Here is a 17532-nt window from a genome sequence, read left to right on the forward strand (position 1 = left end):
AAGGGTCTGTTGTGATCGCTACGCCGATTTCCACCTGACCCACTACCGAGCGCGGACACAACTTGACGTAGCAAGCACGGCGTGTGCAACTGTGCCATAACCATTTGATGGAGACGGCACATGCCTTTTCGAGCATTTGTTTCGCGCTGTTATCTCATGACCGACGGGCACCAGCGCTCATCAGTGCTCCGATCATCGCCGGACAGCCGCCGCTCTATCTTGCCAATGCAGTTCGCGCCTGGCGCAGCGGCATCCATGCGTGAAACCGTCAAGGATGATGGCGACGCCGACATCAAGCCGTTGGCCGATTGGGGTTGGAGCACAGCAATGAGAACAACAATCCCTTTGGCATTTGCGGCGCTGGTTCTGGCGTTGCCCATGGCTCGTGCTGATCAGCTTATCTACCTGACCGAACCCGCCGGCGAAAAACTGTTCGACGAGGCTGACGAAAAGTCGCCTTACTTCAAGCTCGCGACCTATCTTGAAACCGAGCAAATCCTCACGTTTTGCGGCCCGGCCACCATTGCCGCCGTTCTCAACAGCCTGGAAATAAAACGCCCGTCGCCGCCGCGCCTGTATCCGTGGGGCCTATTTACGCAGGATCTGGTGTTCACTCCGGAAAACCAGAAGATAAAGTCCTATGCCATGGTTGAAGAGGACGGGCTTGTGCTGGAGCAGATCAGCGCTTTTCTCATCAATCTCGGCGTCAAGGCTGAGTTCCATCACGCCGACACCATCGACGTGTCCAGCCTCCGGCAGTTGCTCAAGGATACGCTTGCCGATCCGAACAAGCGGCTCATCGTCAACTATACACGCCAGGCCATCGGTCAGAATGGCGCTGGCCATGTCTCGCCGATTGGCGCCTATGACGCCGAGACGGATCGCGCCCTGGTACTCGATGTCGCCAAATACAAATATCCGCCCGTATGGATGACCGTCGCGGACCTCTACAAGGCCATCAATACAATCGACAGCGGGTCGAACAAGACCCGCGGCATTGTCGTGGTGACGAAATGAGGTTTACAGCCCGCTGCCTGTCCATCTGGGCGGATACCGCTTTGAAACGCAGGGACACCCGATTTCAACGCGATTAGCGGAATAAGATTTTGCTTGCGCCTCAACTGCGGCAGCGGCTGCCTTCGCAACGCCATGAACTTGCGCTTCTAGGCAGAGGGGATCATGCGCACGGCTGCAGCAAATCGAGACATCCACCGAACCTGCCGCAATCCGTTGATGTGATGATCGGCGGCGGCATCGTCGGCGTTTCGCGGCTTGCTGCCTGGCGCAGCGCGGCATGAAGGTCGCGCTTATCGAAAAGGGACAGATCGGCGCCGAGCAGTCGCCGGAACTGGGGATGGTGCACCAGCAGAATCGCGCCGCCCGCGAGTTACCGATGGCGACCCACAGCCCTCTATGTCTGGGACAGCGTTGCGACGAGAGACCATCGATGAGACCGGCTTTCGCCGCTGGGGCCTGCTCCCTCAACAATGACGAAGCGGAACTGGCCGACCCGCGCGCTGGCATGACTTCGTCAGAACCGCCGGCGTCACCAGACACATGCTCGACAGCACCGAGGCCAGGGAACGGGCAGCGCCACGGCCTGGAGCTAGAAGGGCGGCGCCTTCTCTCCGACCGACGGCACCGCCGAACTCCATGCAACGGCGCTAGCGTCCACATTCTCCAGCGGCAAACGATCGCGTCGTCAAGAAGTGCCCGCACCGTCTCGGACGGCCAAGGAAAGGCGCGAGCCAGCCCGTACCCGTAGGCAAAGTGTTCGACCCTTTCATTCTTCATCTGCTGGCTATCGCTGGCCGAATAGGCTTTGACTTGGCCCTAGATGATTTCGACGGGCTCGGGCACGATAGCCCTTTGCTCGTGGATCTGGTGCCTTTCTCTATTGGACGCTAAGCGCGGCAACGAAGTGCAAAATGCGGCAAGGGTGGGTGGGGGGAAAGGCGGTAGCGCTCTCCCGCCACCAGTCTCATCATAAGTTATTGAAATCACATTAAAAACGGCGACTTATGGTAGCGCCTCGTTTAAAAATCTTGAATGATTTCAAGGCCCGAGATCATACGCGTCCGCTCATATTGCGGTGTCTACGAACGTCGCGGACAGCCATTGCGGACGCTTGGTCACAATAGGGCGAATATCCTGGGTGGGGCCGAAACCGGAACCGAAGCTTATAGGCAGGAGACTACGGAAGCGGTCGCTCGCGCGACCATGCCTTGGAAACGCTATCCTCTTGGCCGCTATGTCAACGATATCCGCTACAGACTTGCAGCGACACAAAACACCGACAGCCTGATTGAGCAACTCAGGCCGCTCGGGATCGACCTCAACTTGGTACCACTGCCTAGAACCGACTGCCAAGCTTCCTGCGCCAAGCGCGCCGTTGGCACCACACCTCACGGACGTGCGCCGCCAAATGCAGGAGCAGACGCCTCAGATATTGGCCAGCGTAGCCAGCATCGCGATAGTCCGTAGTGGGAGCGTTGGCACTGAGGAGCGTAAACGCCGCTTCCACCTCGTGGCCCTCGCGTTGCAACTTCTTGACAGTGCTTGCTCTGACGTAATGTGAGCTACCAATGACTATTATTTTCATATCCAGCCTCCTTGCCACGGTTACAGTCCGAGTCTGATGCACGGCGACGCGCTGTCGGCGGGCGGCGGGCTCCGGAAGAAGGTGAGCTTTCACGAGCAAAAGACGCGAGTGTCTCAACCTTGGTGGGTTGTGGCACCGAGGGCGCCACCAGCACGGACGCGTCCAAACCAAACCGGCCTCGCTAGCCACTGCCGCGGCAGCGCGAACATGAGACGGCAACGGTCGTCGATTTCGTCGTGCATGTGGCACCGCGACTGACGGATTTGTCGTCGAGCGCGCACCCCGTTTTTCGCACTCGATGCATCGCCGTCACTGTCTTCGCGACCTTTTCCTCAACCAGGCCGACCAGCATTGGTTGGCTGTCCGAAAAATTCAGATCGAGCACGTCGTCGATTTGCTGTCGCAAAAGTTCGGGGCGCAACCCATCGCCGCGCTCGGAAGCGATCGGGTGAAGTGCCTGCAAGAATGCCAACATGACGTAGTCCTCCTCGCTGATTTCCGGCTCGCCCGGCGATGTTAAACGAGCCCCTCATCTCTCATGGCGATGCGCACTGCCGGCCGCGCATCCATTCGGTTGCGCAAGGCCGCCAAAGAGGCGGGAACGGGAACTTCGAAGCGCGCTGCCCAAAGCAGCATTACGTACAGATAGCAGTCGGCGACGTTGAGCCGATCGCCAAACAGATAGTCTGTCTTCAGCCCGTCACCGATGAGCTCAAACTGCCCTGCTAAAGTCACTTTGGCCTTGGATTTCTCGGCATCCCGGCCGGGATGCCACATGGGCTTGAAGCTGCGATGAATCTCGGTCGAAATGTAACTCAGCATTTCCAGGACGCGGGTCCGGCCCAACAGCTCTGGTACAGCCAGCGGCGGATACTGCGATGCGATCCAATCGAGAACGGCGATGTTCTCGGTGACCGTTTCGCCGCTATCCAACACAAGAGCCGGAACGTAACCTTTTGCCGTGACCGCGAAGAAATCTTTCCCGGAAGCCGTTCGTTTCGTCTCGAGATCAACCGCCTCGCGCTCAAAGCAAGCGCCTGCCTCCTCCAGCGCGATGTGGTCAGCCAGGCTGCAGGCGAAAGGGCTGTAGTAGAGTTTCACGATTTCTCTCTTTCTGAACGCAGATGACATTCCGCAACTGGCGAAGCGGGAGGCCGTTAGGCGACCCTGGCGCCAGTCACCTTGACGGCGCACCCCAGAGCTTCGCACTTGACATGGAGGACGGCTACGACGCCGATCGCTAGGCATGCCTATTCCGAGGTATGACCGGGCTGAAACAATCGTTCTTTGCTTGCCGCGCGCGCCACATTCGGCATGAGGAAGGATAGCTGTAAGAATCCAGGACCCTGCCGCCAAGCATAGCGTCCTCGGTTGTGAGGCCAGTCCTTGGCTCAGCAAATCATAAACGAAGGTATTGGACCTATGTACCCTTGGCACGATGGCTCATATCCGGCCACGGCCTGCATGATTCAATCCGAGACCAGGAACCTCGAAAGGCGACCGCCGTAGCCTTGCTTTGCTCGGTTGCCGCCGGCGCGATGTAGCAACTGTTCCAGCAACAGGAGTCCGTCATCATGACCGATCCTTCCGAACTCGAACGCGGTCCCACTGAGCTCACGTCGCCTGCCGAGGCACTTGCCTCGATCGAGGTCGACGTCTCTTCCTTGGCGCCTGGAAAGTCGCTCGTCGTGCAATGGCGCGGCAAGCCGGTCGTCGTGCGCAACCGCACTAGGCAGGAAATGATGGATGGCGAGGCCGTCGATCTTGCTACCCTCAAGGATACGATTGCCCGCAACGCCAACCTGCCCGCCGACGCGCCCGCCACGGATGCCAACCGCACCGCGCCCGGCAAGGAAGCCTGGCTGGTGATGGTTCAGGTCTGCACTCACCTTGGATGTATCCCGTTTGGCCAAGACGGCGAATTCGGTGGCTGGCTCTGCCCGTGCCACGGCTCCCAATACGACAGCGCAGGACGCATCCGCAAAGGTCCGGCGCCGGAGAACATGGTGGTGCCGGTGTTCCAGTTCATTTCCGATACCAAGATCCGTATCGGCTGAGGCAAAGGATATTTCAATGAGCGAGGGACACTCGACCTACAAGCCCAAGACCGGTATCGAGCGCTGGCTCGACGCTCGCCTGCCGCTGCCGCGGCTGGTGCATAGTTCCTTCATCGTCTATCCCGTCCCTCGAAACCTGAACTACGCTTATACGTTCGGCGGCATTCTCACGCTCATGCTGGCATCGCAGATTATTACCGGTGTCGTGCTGGCAATGCACTACGCCCCCGATACGGGGCTGGCTTTCAATTCGGTCGAGAAGATCATGCGCGACGTGAATTCGGGTTGGCTGCTGCGCTCCCTGCACTCGAACGGCGCTTCATTCTTCTTCATCGCCGCCTACATCCACATCTGCCGCGGGCTTTACTACGGTTCGTACAAGTCACCGCGAGAGCTTCTGTGGGTGCTGGGCTGCACCAACTTGCTGTTGATGATGGCGACAGCCTTCATCGGCTATGTCCTGCCCTGGGGGCAGATGAGCTTCTGGGGCGCCACTGTCATCACCAGCTTCTTCAGCGCCATTCCGCTGGTCGGCGACTGGATGCAGCACTTGCTGCTCGGCGGCTTCGCCGTCGACAGTCCGACGCTGAACCGCTTCTTTGCGCTACACTACCTGCTGCCATTCCTGCTTGTCGGAACAGTGACCCTGCACATCTGGGCGCTTCACGTAGTCGGCCAGAACAATCCAACCGGCATCGAGGTGAAATCGAAAACCGATGTCGTGGACTTCACGCCCTACGCCACCGTCAAGGACGCTTTCGGCATGATCGTGTTCCTGTTTTTCTTTGCCTATTTCGTCTTCTACCTGCCGAATTTTCTTGGCCATCCGGACAACTACACGGTCGCCAACCCGCTGAAGACGCCCGCGCATATCGTGCCGGAATGGTACTTCCTGCCGTTTTACGCGATCCTGCGCGCCATCACCTTCAATGTGGGACCGATCGATTCCAAGCTCGGCGGCGTGTTGGCGATGTTCAGCTCGATCGCCGTGCTGTTCCTGGTGCCGTGGCTCGACAGCTCCAAGGTGCGCTCTGCGGTCTATCGGCCATGGTACCGGCTGTTCTTCTGGGTGTTCGTGGCCAACGCGCTCTTTCTCGGCTGGCTCGGCTCACAGCCGGCGGATGGCGCCTACGTTACGATGTCCCAGTTGGCAACGCTCTACTATTTCGCTTTCTTCATCATCGTGATGCCGTTGCTCGGGCTCATCGAGACGCCGCGCCCGTTGCCGCATTCGATCACCGAAGCAGTGCTCGAAAAGAATGCGGCCCGCTCAAAGGCAGAAGAATAGACCCGTGGGTCTGACGATGGCGATGCTGTCGGCCTCTGACGAGGGCAGCATTCCAGGTCAGCGGCATGCGAGTTGCAACACCGCGCCACGCAGACGGTTTTTTCGCGCTGTCCACGTCCAGCCGCTTTCAGCACTCGTAGACTGAACACAGACAGGATCGATAGTCATGGCTAACTGGCAAAGCAGCCTCGCTGGCATCGACACGGCCATCCTCCCAATGGCCCGCGACCAAGCACATGGAATCAAGGTGCGTCGCGCATTGCCTTCCGCCAATCGGCGCATGATCGGACCCTTTGTCCTATTCGACCATTTCGGTCCCGAAGAGCTCGATGCAGATCACGGCTTCGACATGCGGCCGCACCCCCATGCTGGCCTCGCAACCGTGACCTACCTCGTCGATGGAGAGATCATCCATCGGGACAGTCTCGGCAGAGCGCAGAGCATCCTTCCGGGTGAGGTTAACTGGATGACGGCCGGGACTGGGATTGTCCATTCCGAGGGCGCGCCGACAGAATTACGGGCGTCAGGAAGCAATCTTCTCGGCATCCAAGCCTGGATCGCCCTCCCTTCCCGGCAAGGGGACATTGCGGCCGACGTCGCGCACTATGGCTCACCCAAAATACCGCGGATCTGCGCCGATGGGGTCGAATTCACGTTGATCGCCGGGGCTTCCGAAGGGCTGGTCTCGCCTGTCAAAACCTTTTCCGAAACGATCTATGCCGAAATCGTGCTTACGGGCAGCGCGCAATACCAGGTGAAACCCGAGCATCGTGATCGTGCGATCTATGTGGTTGCCGGTGAGGTGGGGATTGCCGGCCAGTCCGGGATGTTCGGCGAGGCCGAACTGATAGTGCTGGCACCCGGAGTGGAAGTTGTGCTTCAGGCACCCGCCTTCCACGCGGCGCGACTGATGCTCATTGGTGGTGAACCGCTCGTCGGGGCCAGCCATATTTGACCACTCCGCCCGCGAATCCGACAGGTAACTAGATGTGCGCGAGGCAGTAATTTGGCGGTGTTCGACAACTCGGAACGATACGGCCGAATATTTTGGACGGCCGTGGCATACATCCTCTGGTGCTCGAGACCGCCCTAAGGGGCTTGCCTGATTATGGGATATTCAGCTGGGAATTCGTTGCCGATCGCACAGCAGGCAACCGCAGTGTCACGGTTGTGCCGGCCCCTAGCGTGCTCTGCACGGCGACGCCGCCGCCCGACTCCTCGGCAAAGCGCTTCACCATCGGCAAGCCAACGCCGCCTAGTCCTTTGCCTTTGGTGGTGAAGAAGGGATCGAATGCGCGGGCCATGGTCTCCTCGGTCATTCCAATTCCATTGTCCTCGACGAGAATATCGACCTGACCGGTTGTGGTTCGTTCAGACGCCAGGGCGGCGCCAACTGAGATCAGACCACCGTCGGGCATCGCGTCCCGCGCATTGAACAGAAGGTTCAAAACCGCATTTTGCAAACCAATCCGATCGCACCTTATCAAAGGCATGTCGGGCTCGACTCTGACCTCAAGCCGGATACTGGCATCCCAAGCGCTACGAATCAGTGTCTCGATCTCCAAAAGGCAGTCGCTCACGTTCGCCTGCTGGATGTCAGAGCAGATCCCTCCGGCTGCCCCGATGGTCTGCCTGACCAGGCCGCCAGCTCGTTCCAAAGCCGTTTTCGCGCCGGCAATTACAGGCCCAAGCTCGGGCGCCGCCGAGACGCTAGGGTCGCGGGCCAAATGGTTCAAAGCGGATGAGGCTACTTGGATAAGATTGCCCAGGTCATGAACAATACCGGCGGCCGACAACTGTCTGGAATGGCCACCAGGAGGACGGTCTGCCGGAAGGTCGAAGACATCAACTTTCAGTTCTAAGCCTGACATTCCATTCCCCCGTTTGCTTTGTCGGCATTTGGTATTGCAGGAGTCGCGAAAGTGGAGGGCATTTCCGGTCGATTGGATCGAGGAAGGGCGCAAACCAGCCTGTTGCGGTCTGCTGTGACTAGTCCCAAGGAGAGTGCGCTGAACCGGCCTGCGGACCAATTGTGCGGAAGGGTCTGCCATACAATGCCAAAGTGCAGGATCGGTTGGCCAAATGGTCGGGATCGCAAGTGACACGGCAGCCGTGTTCCTGAATTTCGAGCAGCCAGAGAACCCGGCGGCGATAGCCTTCGGTTCCCAGGCTGGAGCCGACACCTAGACACCAACAACCTCTCCGATACTGGCAGCATGCCTGCCCTTCGGCTTGCTCGCCACAACCCTTCGTATCGGTCAGGCCCCCTCCTGGTCTGATCGTATGCCAGATGCCCCGCCAATATCTTTGGTCGGGTGAACGCCATGAAAATCAACACCGGAGTAACCAAAATGAAAACGATCCTCGTTACCGCCGCTCTCCTTCTTTCAGTGGGAGTCGCTTTTGCCGGAAGTGACCACTGCTGTGGGTCAGGCGCCGATCAGCAGCCCACAATTGCTACTGATACCGCGCACACTTCCTCGACCAGGAAGGTGGATGGCACTGCCGGCGCACCGCAGACCGTGCGGAGGCCAATTGTTCCCCACGAAGAGTATGGTCGGGGCAGCTGGGGCCACTAATCCCGATGGCAGAAACTTCAAAGACCGGAGCAAGAAACCGGTCCTTCCGCCTCTCAACCAGCGAACGGCGCCTCCATTCCTGCTCAACACGGTGACCGAGCGTACCGCCAACCGAGACATCGACGTGCCTGTCAGTGCAGACCCTCTCGGAGATGCGGCTGGGACTCTTGCCCGTAGTGCCGAGTTCGCTGCGCGGCTTCGGCGCCGATGTGACCCGCCCTGAAACCATGGACCTCATGTATGGCTGACCAAGCGCATGCCAAATCCGGTGTCGAGAAGGCCGCCGCCTCGGTCGAGGCCAGCAGCCTCGGCGACCAACTGGCGACGATCAAGATGGGTCTGAAGACATCGCCAGTCCGCAACTGGCTGCTGTGGGCGTCGGTTGGCATCGGGGCGGTCATTGTCGCGACATCAATCGGTCAGGTCTTGCTCAACCGCTGGAACGAGCCCTTCTACGACGCGCTGGCGCGTCGGGACTTGGCGGTCTTCCTGCATCAGCTCACCATCTTTGGCTTCCTTGCCAGCAGCCTTCTGGTGCTCAATGTCGGCCAGACGTGGCTTAACCAGGCGATCCGGCTGAAGCTGCGCGAGGCGCTGACGCTCGACCTGATCGACCAGTGGATGCGCCCACCGAGGGCCTCCCGGCTGGCAAATGCAGGTTCAATCGGCGTCAATCCCGATCAGCGCATGCAGCAGGACGCCGGGCATCTTTCCGATTTGTCGACGGACCTTGGGGTGGGGCTTTTGCAGTCGATCGTCCTTCTTGCGTCCTTTGTCGACGTGCTCTGGCGGCTTTCGTCCGGCTTCGTCTTCCAAATTGGCGGCTATTCTCTGGCAATCCCAGGCTACATGGTATGGGCGGCATTCCTTTATGCCGGCATCGCATCGTGGCTGAGCTGGCTAGTCGGGCGCCCGCTCATCAGGCTCGACAGCGATCGTTACGCACGCGAAGCGGAACTGCGCTCCTTCATGGTGCGGGTCAACGAGAACGTCGATGCTATCGCGCTCCACCATGGCGAAGCCGACGCCAGGCGACGGCTCGAAATCGACCTCGGCACGTTGGTGGGCGCGATGCGGCGCATCTACACAGCCCAGATCAACCTGTCCTGGGTGACCAACACCTACGGCTGGATCAGCGTCGTGGCTCCGATCCTTGTCGCAGCGCCCGTTTATTTTTCGGGCGACATCAGTTTTGGCGGGTTGATGATGGCGGTCGGCGCGTTCAACCAGGTGAATTCGTCGCTGCGCTGGTTCATCAACAACATCGGCGGCATCGCCGACTGGCGCGCCACGCTGATGCGTGTCGCCGATTTTCGCATCGCGCTGAATAAAATCGATGGGCAGCTTGACGAGGAAAGCGCACCGAGTCCGGCGGCAATGCCGACGGCAGGTTGACCTTCAAGAAACTCGAGACCTATCCCGAATAGGAAGGGCAGAGTCTCCTGGTACCCGTTACGAGGTTGATCCATCCTCCCCTAATGCTCTGCGGTTTGAAGCATAGATAGCCGTCAACTCACAATATCTAGCGAAGTGACTGACCTCAGTTGCTAGCGGCGGACTGCCACATGGCACGCAGACCGGGCATTGCCCTGCCCTGACGGGCGGTAACCCGAGTACTTCGATATCCTCTACAATCACCGCGCATGGCTGCCCTAGACTTTAGCATCGACGCACAGGTGCCTGCGTAGAATAGGCTGGTGCACCGGACTGCCTCATCCTCCCCGTACCGGCCACCTCCGTGGTACGGCTGAAGAAGGAGATGAAGATGAGAAGTGATGTGCCAAGCAAGGGGTTGGAATGGACCAACCTTATTCTCGGCGCAGGTTTGGCCTGCGCTGCAATCATGTTTGTCGGGCAGCCTGCTGCGGCCTGGAACGCTGGGGTCGTGGGCTCACTGATTGCGTGCAGCTCTGCCGTGGCCCTCTATCGCTATGGAGATTGGGCGGAATGGTCCAACCTCACCTTGGGGTGCTGGGCGGTGGTAGCCCCGTTCCTGCTCGACTTCGGATCGGCGCAGGGTCCGATATGGACGCATATCTTGATCGGGATTTGCGTAGCGACGTTCGCTGCCTTGCAACTTGTGGCAAGTCGCAGGGCGCGAGCGGCTTCGAGCACCAACTAACTGCGAAGACGGGGGCGTCGTGGTGCAGGTCAGCAAGAGGAAGTCATCGGCTTGCTCCTGTCCCTCGGCGCCTCTTCCAGTGCCGGAGCCGGCGGCGCGCTGCCTCAGCCTCGATCGCCATGCTCGCTTTGAGGGACGTGGCCTGGATTGTATACGCCGCAACTCAACGACGCTTCTCGGCAGTCGAGATGAACCCTGCGATCAGGCCTCCTACCGCCACGCTTTTCTGCAGCAAACGCTGTGAGGCCGATCGTCCCGATTGCCTTGCGGCGGCAGCACTATGGCATCTGGTTGAGGGTCATTACGGCGAGAGATCCCCGGTGTGGCGAACGTCCTCAAGCCGAACAGCTGCAGACGCCCTATACCAACGTCTAGACTAATCAATCAAATCTTCAGGAACCGATCGTCCTTTGTCCTGTTGCACGGACACCCATCATTCCGCTACGTCAAGACTCTGAGGGCAAGGCGCAGTAGCAGGCTATCTCGCGGCTATCGAGTTTTCCGCCGACAGATGCAAGTGCAACTTGGTTGACGTGTGAAGGACGCCGGGTTGATAATAGGCGCGCGAACCCGGTCAATTCGTGTCCAGCAAAGATCGCCCGGAGGCGAGGATCATGGGCCTAGCAAATTCGCAAACCTCAGACCGCCCCTTGGCAATTCTGGTCGATGATGATGCCGAGGTCCGGGACTCCTTGGAGGAGTTGCTAAATTCCGTTGGCATCGAATCGATGGCGTTTTCCTCGGCACATGATGTGCTCGGCTCAAAACTTCCAGACCGTCCTGGCTGCATTGTTCTCGACGTTCGAATGCCGGGCCTGAGCGGCATGGATCTGCAACAGCTCCTTGCAGCCAAAGGGATACTCACTCCGATCGTGTTCTTGACGGGTCATGGTGACATTGCCATGAGCGTCGAGGCGATGAAGGCGGGTGCAGTGGATTTCCTGACCAAGCCGGTACGCGACCAGACGTTCCTAGACGCCGTGTCGACGGCCATCGCAACCGACGTCGCTCGAAGGGCGGCGTCAGCCGTGGCTAAAAAGAACTCGGCCCTGTACGAGACACTTACACCCCGCGAGCGGGAGGTTCTGAGGTTTGTGATCTCCGGTGCGATGAACAAGCAGATCGCGTTCGATCTTGGTATTAGCGAAATCACGGTTAAGCTTCATCGCAGCAATATGATGAGGAAGATGGATGCGCGGTCCGTCTCTCATCTATTCAACGTCTGTCAATCGCTTCCACCCGACATACTGTACCAGCTGAAGATGGCTTCCACCGCAGCGAAGGCCGTCTTACAATCGGGGGCAGAGGCGCATTCAACGCATTGAACGGGGCCGCGACGGCGAGCCGAATGGTGCGGCGGTCTCGAGAGATCTTAAATGGAACTGACGTCATCGCATCAGCGCCGCGTCGTGGCTGCGGCGGTAGGAGCGGCGAGCGTCTTGCTTGCTTGGTTCGCACGCGAGCCATCTGGCCTGCTGGTCGCGGTTGCAGCCGTGTCCATCTGCGTCGGCTGGAAGGCGGGATTGGTCTCGGTTGCGGCGGCCAGCTTGCTTGCAGCTGTTATCCTGCGGTCACCGGCACACGGGGCGGAAGGCAGTCCCTTCCAGCTGGCAGCGTTTGTTGCCGTAGCGCTCGGGCTGTGGGTGGTGGTCAAAATCTTCAGAACCATCAGCTTCTATGACCGGGTATACCAAGGTTCTGGGTTCAATTCCGCCGACACTCCGGGCCTCGGCTGGTCCGCGTATCCGGACGGACGCCTTCGGTTCCTCAATCTCGCAGCCCTCGACTACGTTGGCGTCACCGCCGAAGAAATGCGTGAGATCATGAATGCCGACGACTTTTCCTGGTGGCGAAGATTTGTCCATGCCGACGATGTTGAGGCAAGCATGGCGCAATGGCGCCACAGTCTAGAGACGGGCGAGCCGATGATAGAGGAGAAGCGTTTGCGCCGGTTCGATGGCACGTATCGATGGTTTCGCGATACCGGTGTTGCCTCGCGCGATGAGAGTGGGCGAATTATCGGCTGGTATGGCCATACCGAAGACATCGACGACCGGCGCAAGGCGGAAGCCGCGCTGCGCCAGAGCGAGAGGGAGCTCAGACTGCTGGTCGATACTGTTCCGACTATGATCTGGATGATGACGCCGGCGGGATTGCCGTACTATTTCAACAAACGGTTCGTCGACTGGGCGGGCGTCGACTCGGCCAGGGAGGAGCCGCGAGGCACGCGGCAATTCGCCTTGCATGTCGAGTTGTTCCACCCCGACGACAGGGCAGCGGTCAAGGCAGTGTTCCAGAAGTCCTTTGCGCATGGAGAGCCCCTCCAACACAAAGCCCGGCTGTGCCGGAAGGACGGAGTATATCGCTGGATCGATTCGCGCTTCGAACCGCTACGCGACGAAGACGGCACTATTCTTCGCTGGTACGGCGTCAACTTCGACGTCGACGACGAGGTCCGAGCGCAGGAATCCCTGCGTCTGGCGGACGAAAAGCTCGCGCGGGCTTTGCGCGCCGCAAGTCTGTCCGAGCTGTCGGTGTCCATTGCGCACGAACTCAACCAACCGCTGCAGGCCGTCGTAGCTAACGCCGGCGCGTTCCAGAGATGGCTTACCGCCGATCCGCCTAACTTCGATCATGCCAGCCGCGTCGCTCAGAAAATCATCAGAAACGCCGACGCCGCAGCGCAGGTGATCAGCCGCATCAGGGCACTGTTCAGCAAGACAGAAGGCGAACCACGTGCCATCGATCTGAACGCGGTGATCCGCGAAGTGTGTGATCTCCTCGGTGAGAGGCTCGCGTCGAGCAGCGTCAAGCTGGACCTACACCTCGATCCCCGCCTTCCTGAGACAGTTGCCGATCACGTGCAGATGGAACAGGTTGTCCTCAACCTCGTCAGTAATAGCATCGAAGCGATGCAGGATGTCAGCAGCAGCGTGCGAAGCCTGCGGATCGTGTCGCGGCGTCAGAATGACGGGACAGTCGAGGTCGAGGTGCGCGATCACGGCCGCGGGCTCAGTGATCCGGAACGGATTTTCGAGGCGTTCTATACAACGAAGCCGGATGGAATGGGGATGGGTCTGGCAATCTGCCGCTCGATTGTCGAGGCACACTACGGGCGGCTTTGGGCGGACAATGTTGATACAGGGGGGGCATCCATAACCTTCAGTCTCCCCATCCGCGCCGCTGACCCGACCAAGACACCGCTGCCGCGACAGTAAACCCCTGAGTGGGCACTTTAGAGGTTAATCCTCGGATCGGCTATCGACTGCCCGATCTCGATGAGCGTGTTGGCCAGAATGTACAAAACTCCGAAAACAATGGCGACGCCGAGCACTGCCGGGAGATCGGCGCTGACCAATGCCTGGACTGTGTAGAAGCCCAGACCCGGCCACCCAAAAACGCGCTCGACCACAAGTAAATTGCCGTAGAGAAGGGGGATCTGCAATCTGAGCATTGACAGGGGGGCCGTGGCGGCATTGCGCAAACCGTGGCCAAACAGCACCTTTGTCTCGCTGATGCCCTTGCCACGCGCCGTACGGATATACGGCTGCCTCATCACCTCGTGAAGCGCACCGTTCAGGCTTCGCCCGACCGCGACGCCGATGGGCAAAGCCAGCGCCAGAGCCGGCAACATCATGTGCCGCAACGCGTCGACGCTGATTTCGGGCCGGCCGACCAGTATTCCGTCGATGACATTGAATCCCGTAGGGCCCGCGAAATCGCGGTAGACAAGTCGGCCCGCCCCCGGAAGCCAGTCAAGTCGGAACCAGAAAAAATAGGAGAGAAGTAACGCCGTCAGAAAGATCGGCGTAGAGCCGACCCCCACTAATGCGAGCCTTATGCCGCCCGATCCCGGAATTAGAAACTGAAGTGCGGCCATCACACCGGCAAGCGCCACTCCCAAACCGATCGCCACCAGTCCCAGTTCAAGCGAAGCGGGAAGATATTGTCGTATGTCGTTGAACACCGGCTGACGTGTCCTTACCGACACGCCCAGATCCCCATGGGCGAGGCGCAACAGAAAATGCCCATACTGAACCACGGCCGGGTCGTCCAGTCCGAGATGCTCCCGCATCGCTTCGACCGTCTCCGGAGGAGCGCTGGGCCCGGCCATGGCCCGCGCCGGATCGGCAGGGATAATGCTTTGCAGTCCGAAAACAATTAAGCTCATCACCAGGAGAACGAGTATCGCGCCGATGATGCTTTTGGCGAGATATGTCAGCATCTACGCTCCCCTCAGCGCGGCGCGAATGCCGTCGCCCGCTAGATTGGCGAGGAGGCAGAGGAGAAAGATCATCGCGGCCGGCAGTATCGGAAGCCACCAATGCACGGTGAGACTGTCGAGGGCGCGCGACGTCATCGCGCCGAGTTCAGGCGCTGGCGCAGGCAGTCCAAGGCCAAGGAACGACATCAGCGACAGAGTCATGACGATGTTGGCGACATCGAGCGATGTCCCGATGAGTAAGGCCGGGACGACTCCCGGCAACAGGTAACGCAACAGCAGGCGCGGACCGCGCACCCCGGCAATACGTGCCGCCTCGAAATGAGGACGGGCCTTCAGGCGACGGACTTCATCACGGGAAATGCGCGCGTACCAGGGCCACCAGACAATGGCAATCGCGATCATTGTATTGGCGAGCCCAGGGCCAAGCGAAGCCACCACAGCGAGCGCGATGAGCGATGCTGGAAGGACCAGGAAGAGGTCAATGATCCGCTGTATCACCACGTCGACCTTGTCGCCCATCAAGCCCGAAATCAATCCGACCAACGTGCCGATTGTTAGACTGAAGCCGATCACGGCAAGCGCTGGGAGCCAAGTATATTGAGCGCCGAGGATGACGCGCGAGAAGAGGTCGCGGCCGATCTCGTCGGTGCCGAACCAATGTCCGGCCGAAGGCGGCAGGTAGGCCTTGTCGACGCGCAGTTGGGGGTCGAACGGCGTAATCCACGGAGCCAGCACAGCCACGACGGTGACGACAGGCACGCCAACAATGCCAATGCTCTCGAGCCAACCGGCGCGGCGCAAGAAATCGCGCCCGTGGAACCGAGGCCGCGCAGGCAGCGTGTCCCGACTTGGCCTATTGGTCATAATCCGGCTCCCGCCTGCAGGCTCGGCATCGCCGCGATGAGAGATCGCGTGTAGGCGGACTGTGGCGCAGCAATGATGGCGTCCGGATCGGCAACCTCGACCAACGCCCCGTCCTTCAGCACCGCGACACGGTCGGCGATGATCCTGGCGGCCGCCAGGTCGTGGGTGACGAACAGCATGGCCATGTCGAGCCGGCGCCGAAGGTCGCCAAGAAGGTTCAACGTGGTGGCCGCCAGCGACACGTCCATGGCACTAATCGGCTCATCGCAAAGCAGAAGCCTTGGGGGAACGATCACCGCGCGAGCCAAAACGGCGCGCTGGCATTGCCCGACCGACATCTGGCCCGGCAGTGCATCCATCAGGACTGGATCGAGGCCGACCAGCTTTATTGCCTCTCCGACGCGGCGGCGACCGTAATCGCTGTCCAGCGAAACGGCCCGCAGGCGCTCGCCGATCTGCTCGCCGATCGTGAGCCACGGCGTCAGGGCCGCGACGGGGTCTTGAGAGACGACTTGCGGAGGAACCTTGTCGAAGCGTGTAACAGTGCCGCACTCCGGTACCACGAGGCCGGCAGCTATTCTTAGAAGGGTAGATTTGCCGGCGCCACTTTCGCCCACCAAGGCCACGCACTCGCCAAGCTTGATCGAGAGGTTGACCGACCTGAGAACAGGCTGCGCTCGACGCCCTCCCCAAAACGATCGGGTGCCTGTCGGATATGTCTTTCCGACGTTGGATAGCCTCAACGCGGCGGTTTCCTGGATGGTCAGGGCCGGCCAAGGTTCCGCATATGCGCGTTGCGCCGAGAGAAATGGCGTTTGTTCGTGGTGGAGGCAGGCGACTGTACCGCTGTGGGCGGAAGCAGGCTCCAAAGGTGGGCGGATCGCCCTGCAATCCGGCTGGGCGATCGGGCAACGTGTCGCGTAGGCGCAGGCATTCTCAACATACATGGAGGGCGTGTGCTCGGGCGGGAGCGTGGGAAGCGGACGCCGTCGATCAGTGTCCAGATCGAATCGCGCAGCGAGCAGGCCGGCCGAATATGGGTGTGCGGCATTGCGAGCCACGTCCTGCATACAGCCCATTTCAACGATGCGTCCGGCGTAGAGAACCAGGACGCGATCGGCCAGCGTGGCCGCCACGCTCAGATCGTGCGTAACGAACAGAATTGCCGTCTGCTGCTCGCGAGCGAGATCGCGCAACAGGTCGAGGATCTGCGCCTGCACGGTGACGTCGAGCGCGGTGGTAGGTTCATCGGCGACGAGCAGCTTCGGTCGTGCCATCATCGCCATGGCAATGAGCACTCTTTGACGCTGCCCCCCCGAAAGGCGATGCGGAAGCGCATCGGCAATTCGGTCGGGGTCAGGCAAGCCGGTTCGGCTGAGCCAGTCTTCGATCAATCCCCCATTGGATTCCTTCATCTGGTGGCGGATCGTCATCGTGGGGTTGAGCGCGCCCATCGGATCTTGTGAGATGGCTCGGACAAGCTGGCGACGGGCCGACCTCAAGGAGCGTTTTCCCGCTCCAACAAGCTCGATCCCCGCTAGCCGGATCGAGCCCGCAACCCGCGGCTTGTATTCACGCGGCAGGAGCCCCTGAAGTGTCAGCCCGATAGTCGTCTTACCAGAGCCGCTTTCTCCGACAAGCGCGATGACCTCGCCGGGAAACATCTCGAAAGTGATGCCATCGAGGACACGAGAGGGACGGCCTCCGCCGTTGAAAACGACCGAGAGGTCCTTGACGGCGAGGACGGGCTCGGTCACGGGTTTGAACATTCGGTGGGAAAGCGTGACCATCTGCG

Annotated in this window: 13 protein-coding genes and 2 pseudogenes; 9 read left to right on the top strand and 6 right to left on the bottom strand. The window is 60.1% G+C overall.

Annotation, left to right across the window (positions count from 1 at the left end):
* Nucleotides 1-120: 120 nt before the first annotated feature.
* Together CK227_RS00175 and CK227_RS37965 are read left to right on the top strand one after the other, a co-directional pair.
* The gene (locus CK227_RS00175; RefSeq protein ID WP_210421424.1) at nt 121-1017 is read left to right on the top strand and encodes a phytochelatin synthase family protein; all 897 of its coding nucleotides are present in this window, start codon (nt 121-123) and stop codon (nt 1015-1017) included.
* A gap of 221 nt (nt 1018-1238) precedes the next feature.
* Nucleotides 1239-1607 (top strand): annotated as a pseudogene (locus CK227_RS37965) (FAD-dependent oxidoreductase); the annotation flags it as partial.
* A gap of 1176 nt (nt 1608-2783) precedes the next feature.
* Here CK227_RS37965 and CK227_RS00185 read toward each other — a convergent pair.
* Together CK227_RS00185 and CK227_RS00190 are read right to left on the bottom strand one after the other, a co-directional pair.
* Nucleotides 2784-3077 carry a hypothetical protein gene (locus CK227_RS00185; protein ID WP_095770981.1) on the bottom strand — a complete coding sequence of 98 codons (294 nt, stop codon included), beginning with the start codon at nt 3075-3077 and terminating at the stop codon, nt 2784-2786.
* 41 nt (nt 3078-3118) lie between these two features.
* Nucleotides 3119-3703: a glutathione binding-like protein gene (locus CK227_RS00190; protein ID WP_095771422.1), complete on the bottom strand. Its 585-nt coding sequence runs from the start codon at nt 3701-3703 to the stop codon at nt 3119-3121.
* Between the two features lie 473 nt (nt 3704-4176).
* Between CK227_RS00190 and petA the strand changes: the two genes are divergently transcribed.
* From petA to CK227_RS00205, 3 genes are all read left to right on the top strand, one after another.
* Nucleotides 4177-4659, top strand: coding sequence for a ubiquinol-cytochrome c reductase iron-sulfur subunit (petA, locus tag CK227_RS00195; RefSeq protein ID WP_095770982.1), 483 nt, complete (start codon nt 4177-4179; stop codon nt 4657-4659).
* Between the two features lie 16 nt (nt 4660-4675).
* Nucleotides 4676-5947, top strand: a complete 1272-nt coding sequence (locus CK227_RS00200; RefSeq protein ID WP_095770983.1) for a cytochrome b N-terminal domain-containing protein — start codon at nt 4676-4678, stop codon at nt 5945-5947.
* A gap of 166 nt (nt 5948-6113) precedes the next feature.
* A complete protein-coding gene (locus CK227_RS00205; protein ID WP_095770984.1) occupies nt 6114-6902 on the top strand; it encodes a pirin family protein in 789 nt (262 codons plus the stop codon).
* Nucleotides 6903-7053: 151 nt separating this feature from the next.
* Here CK227_RS00205 and CK227_RS00210 read toward each other — a convergent pair whose 3' ends face one another.
* Nucleotides 7054-7818, bottom strand: coding sequence for an ATP-binding protein (locus CK227_RS00210; RefSeq protein WP_095770985.1), 765 nt, complete (start codon nt 7816-7818; stop codon nt 7054-7056).
* 948 nt (nt 7819-8766) lie between these two features.
* On the opposite strand from CK227_RS00210, the pseudogene CK227_RS00215 reads away from it, so the two are divergent.
* The 4 genes and pseudogenes from CK227_RS00215 to CK227_RS00230 all read left to right on the top strand — a co-directional run.
* Nucleotides 8767-9938 (top strand): annotated as a pseudogene (locus CK227_RS00215) (SbmA/BacA-like family transporter); the annotation flags it as partial.
* A gap of 431 nt (nt 9939-10369) precedes the next feature.
* Nucleotides 10370-10648, top strand: a complete 279-nt coding sequence (locus CK227_RS00220; protein WP_245318055.1) for an SPW repeat protein — start codon at nt 10370-10372, stop codon at nt 10646-10648.
* 614 nt (nt 10649-11262) lie between these two features.
* Nucleotides 11263-11973, top strand: a complete 711-nt coding sequence (locus CK227_RS00225) for a response regulator transcription factor (RefSeq protein WP_095770986.1) — start codon at nt 11263-11265, stop codon at nt 11971-11973.
* Between the two features lie 51 nt (nt 11974-12024).
* Complete coding sequence (locus tag CK227_RS00230; protein ID WP_095770987.1) at nt 12025-13866, top strand: sensor histidine kinase; 1842 nt, start codon at nt 12025-12027, stop codon at nt 13864-13866.
* Between the two features lie 17 nt (nt 13867-13883).
* Here the strand turns inward: CK227_RS00230 and CK227_RS00235 are convergent, their stop codons facing one another.
* The 3 genes from CK227_RS00235 to CK227_RS00245 are packed head-to-tail and all read right to left on the bottom strand — an operon-like array spanning nt 13884 to nt 17527.
* Nucleotides 13884-14873 carry an ABC transporter permease gene (locus CK227_RS00235; protein WP_095770988.1) on the bottom strand — a complete coding sequence of 330 codons (990 nt, stop codon included), beginning with the start codon at nt 14871-14873 and terminating at the stop codon, nt 13884-13886.
* Complete coding sequence (locus CK227_RS00240) at nt 14874-15737, bottom strand: ABC transporter permease (RefSeq protein ID WP_095770989.1); 864 nt, start codon at nt 15735-15737, stop codon at nt 14874-14876.
* A complete protein-coding gene (locus CK227_RS00245) occupies nt 15734-17527 on the bottom strand; it encodes an ABC transporter ATP-binding protein (protein ID WP_095770990.1) in 1794 nt (597 codons plus the stop codon). Before CK227_RS00245 ends, CK227_RS00240 begins: the two co-directional genes overlap by 4 nt.
* Nucleotides 17528-17532: the final 5 nt, after the last annotated feature.

The sequence above is a fragment of the Mesorhizobium sp. WSM4308 genome, assembly GCF_002294905.1.
Classification (GTDB): domain Bacteria; phylum Pseudomonadota; class Alphaproteobacteria; order Rhizobiales; family Rhizobiaceae; genus Mesorhizobium.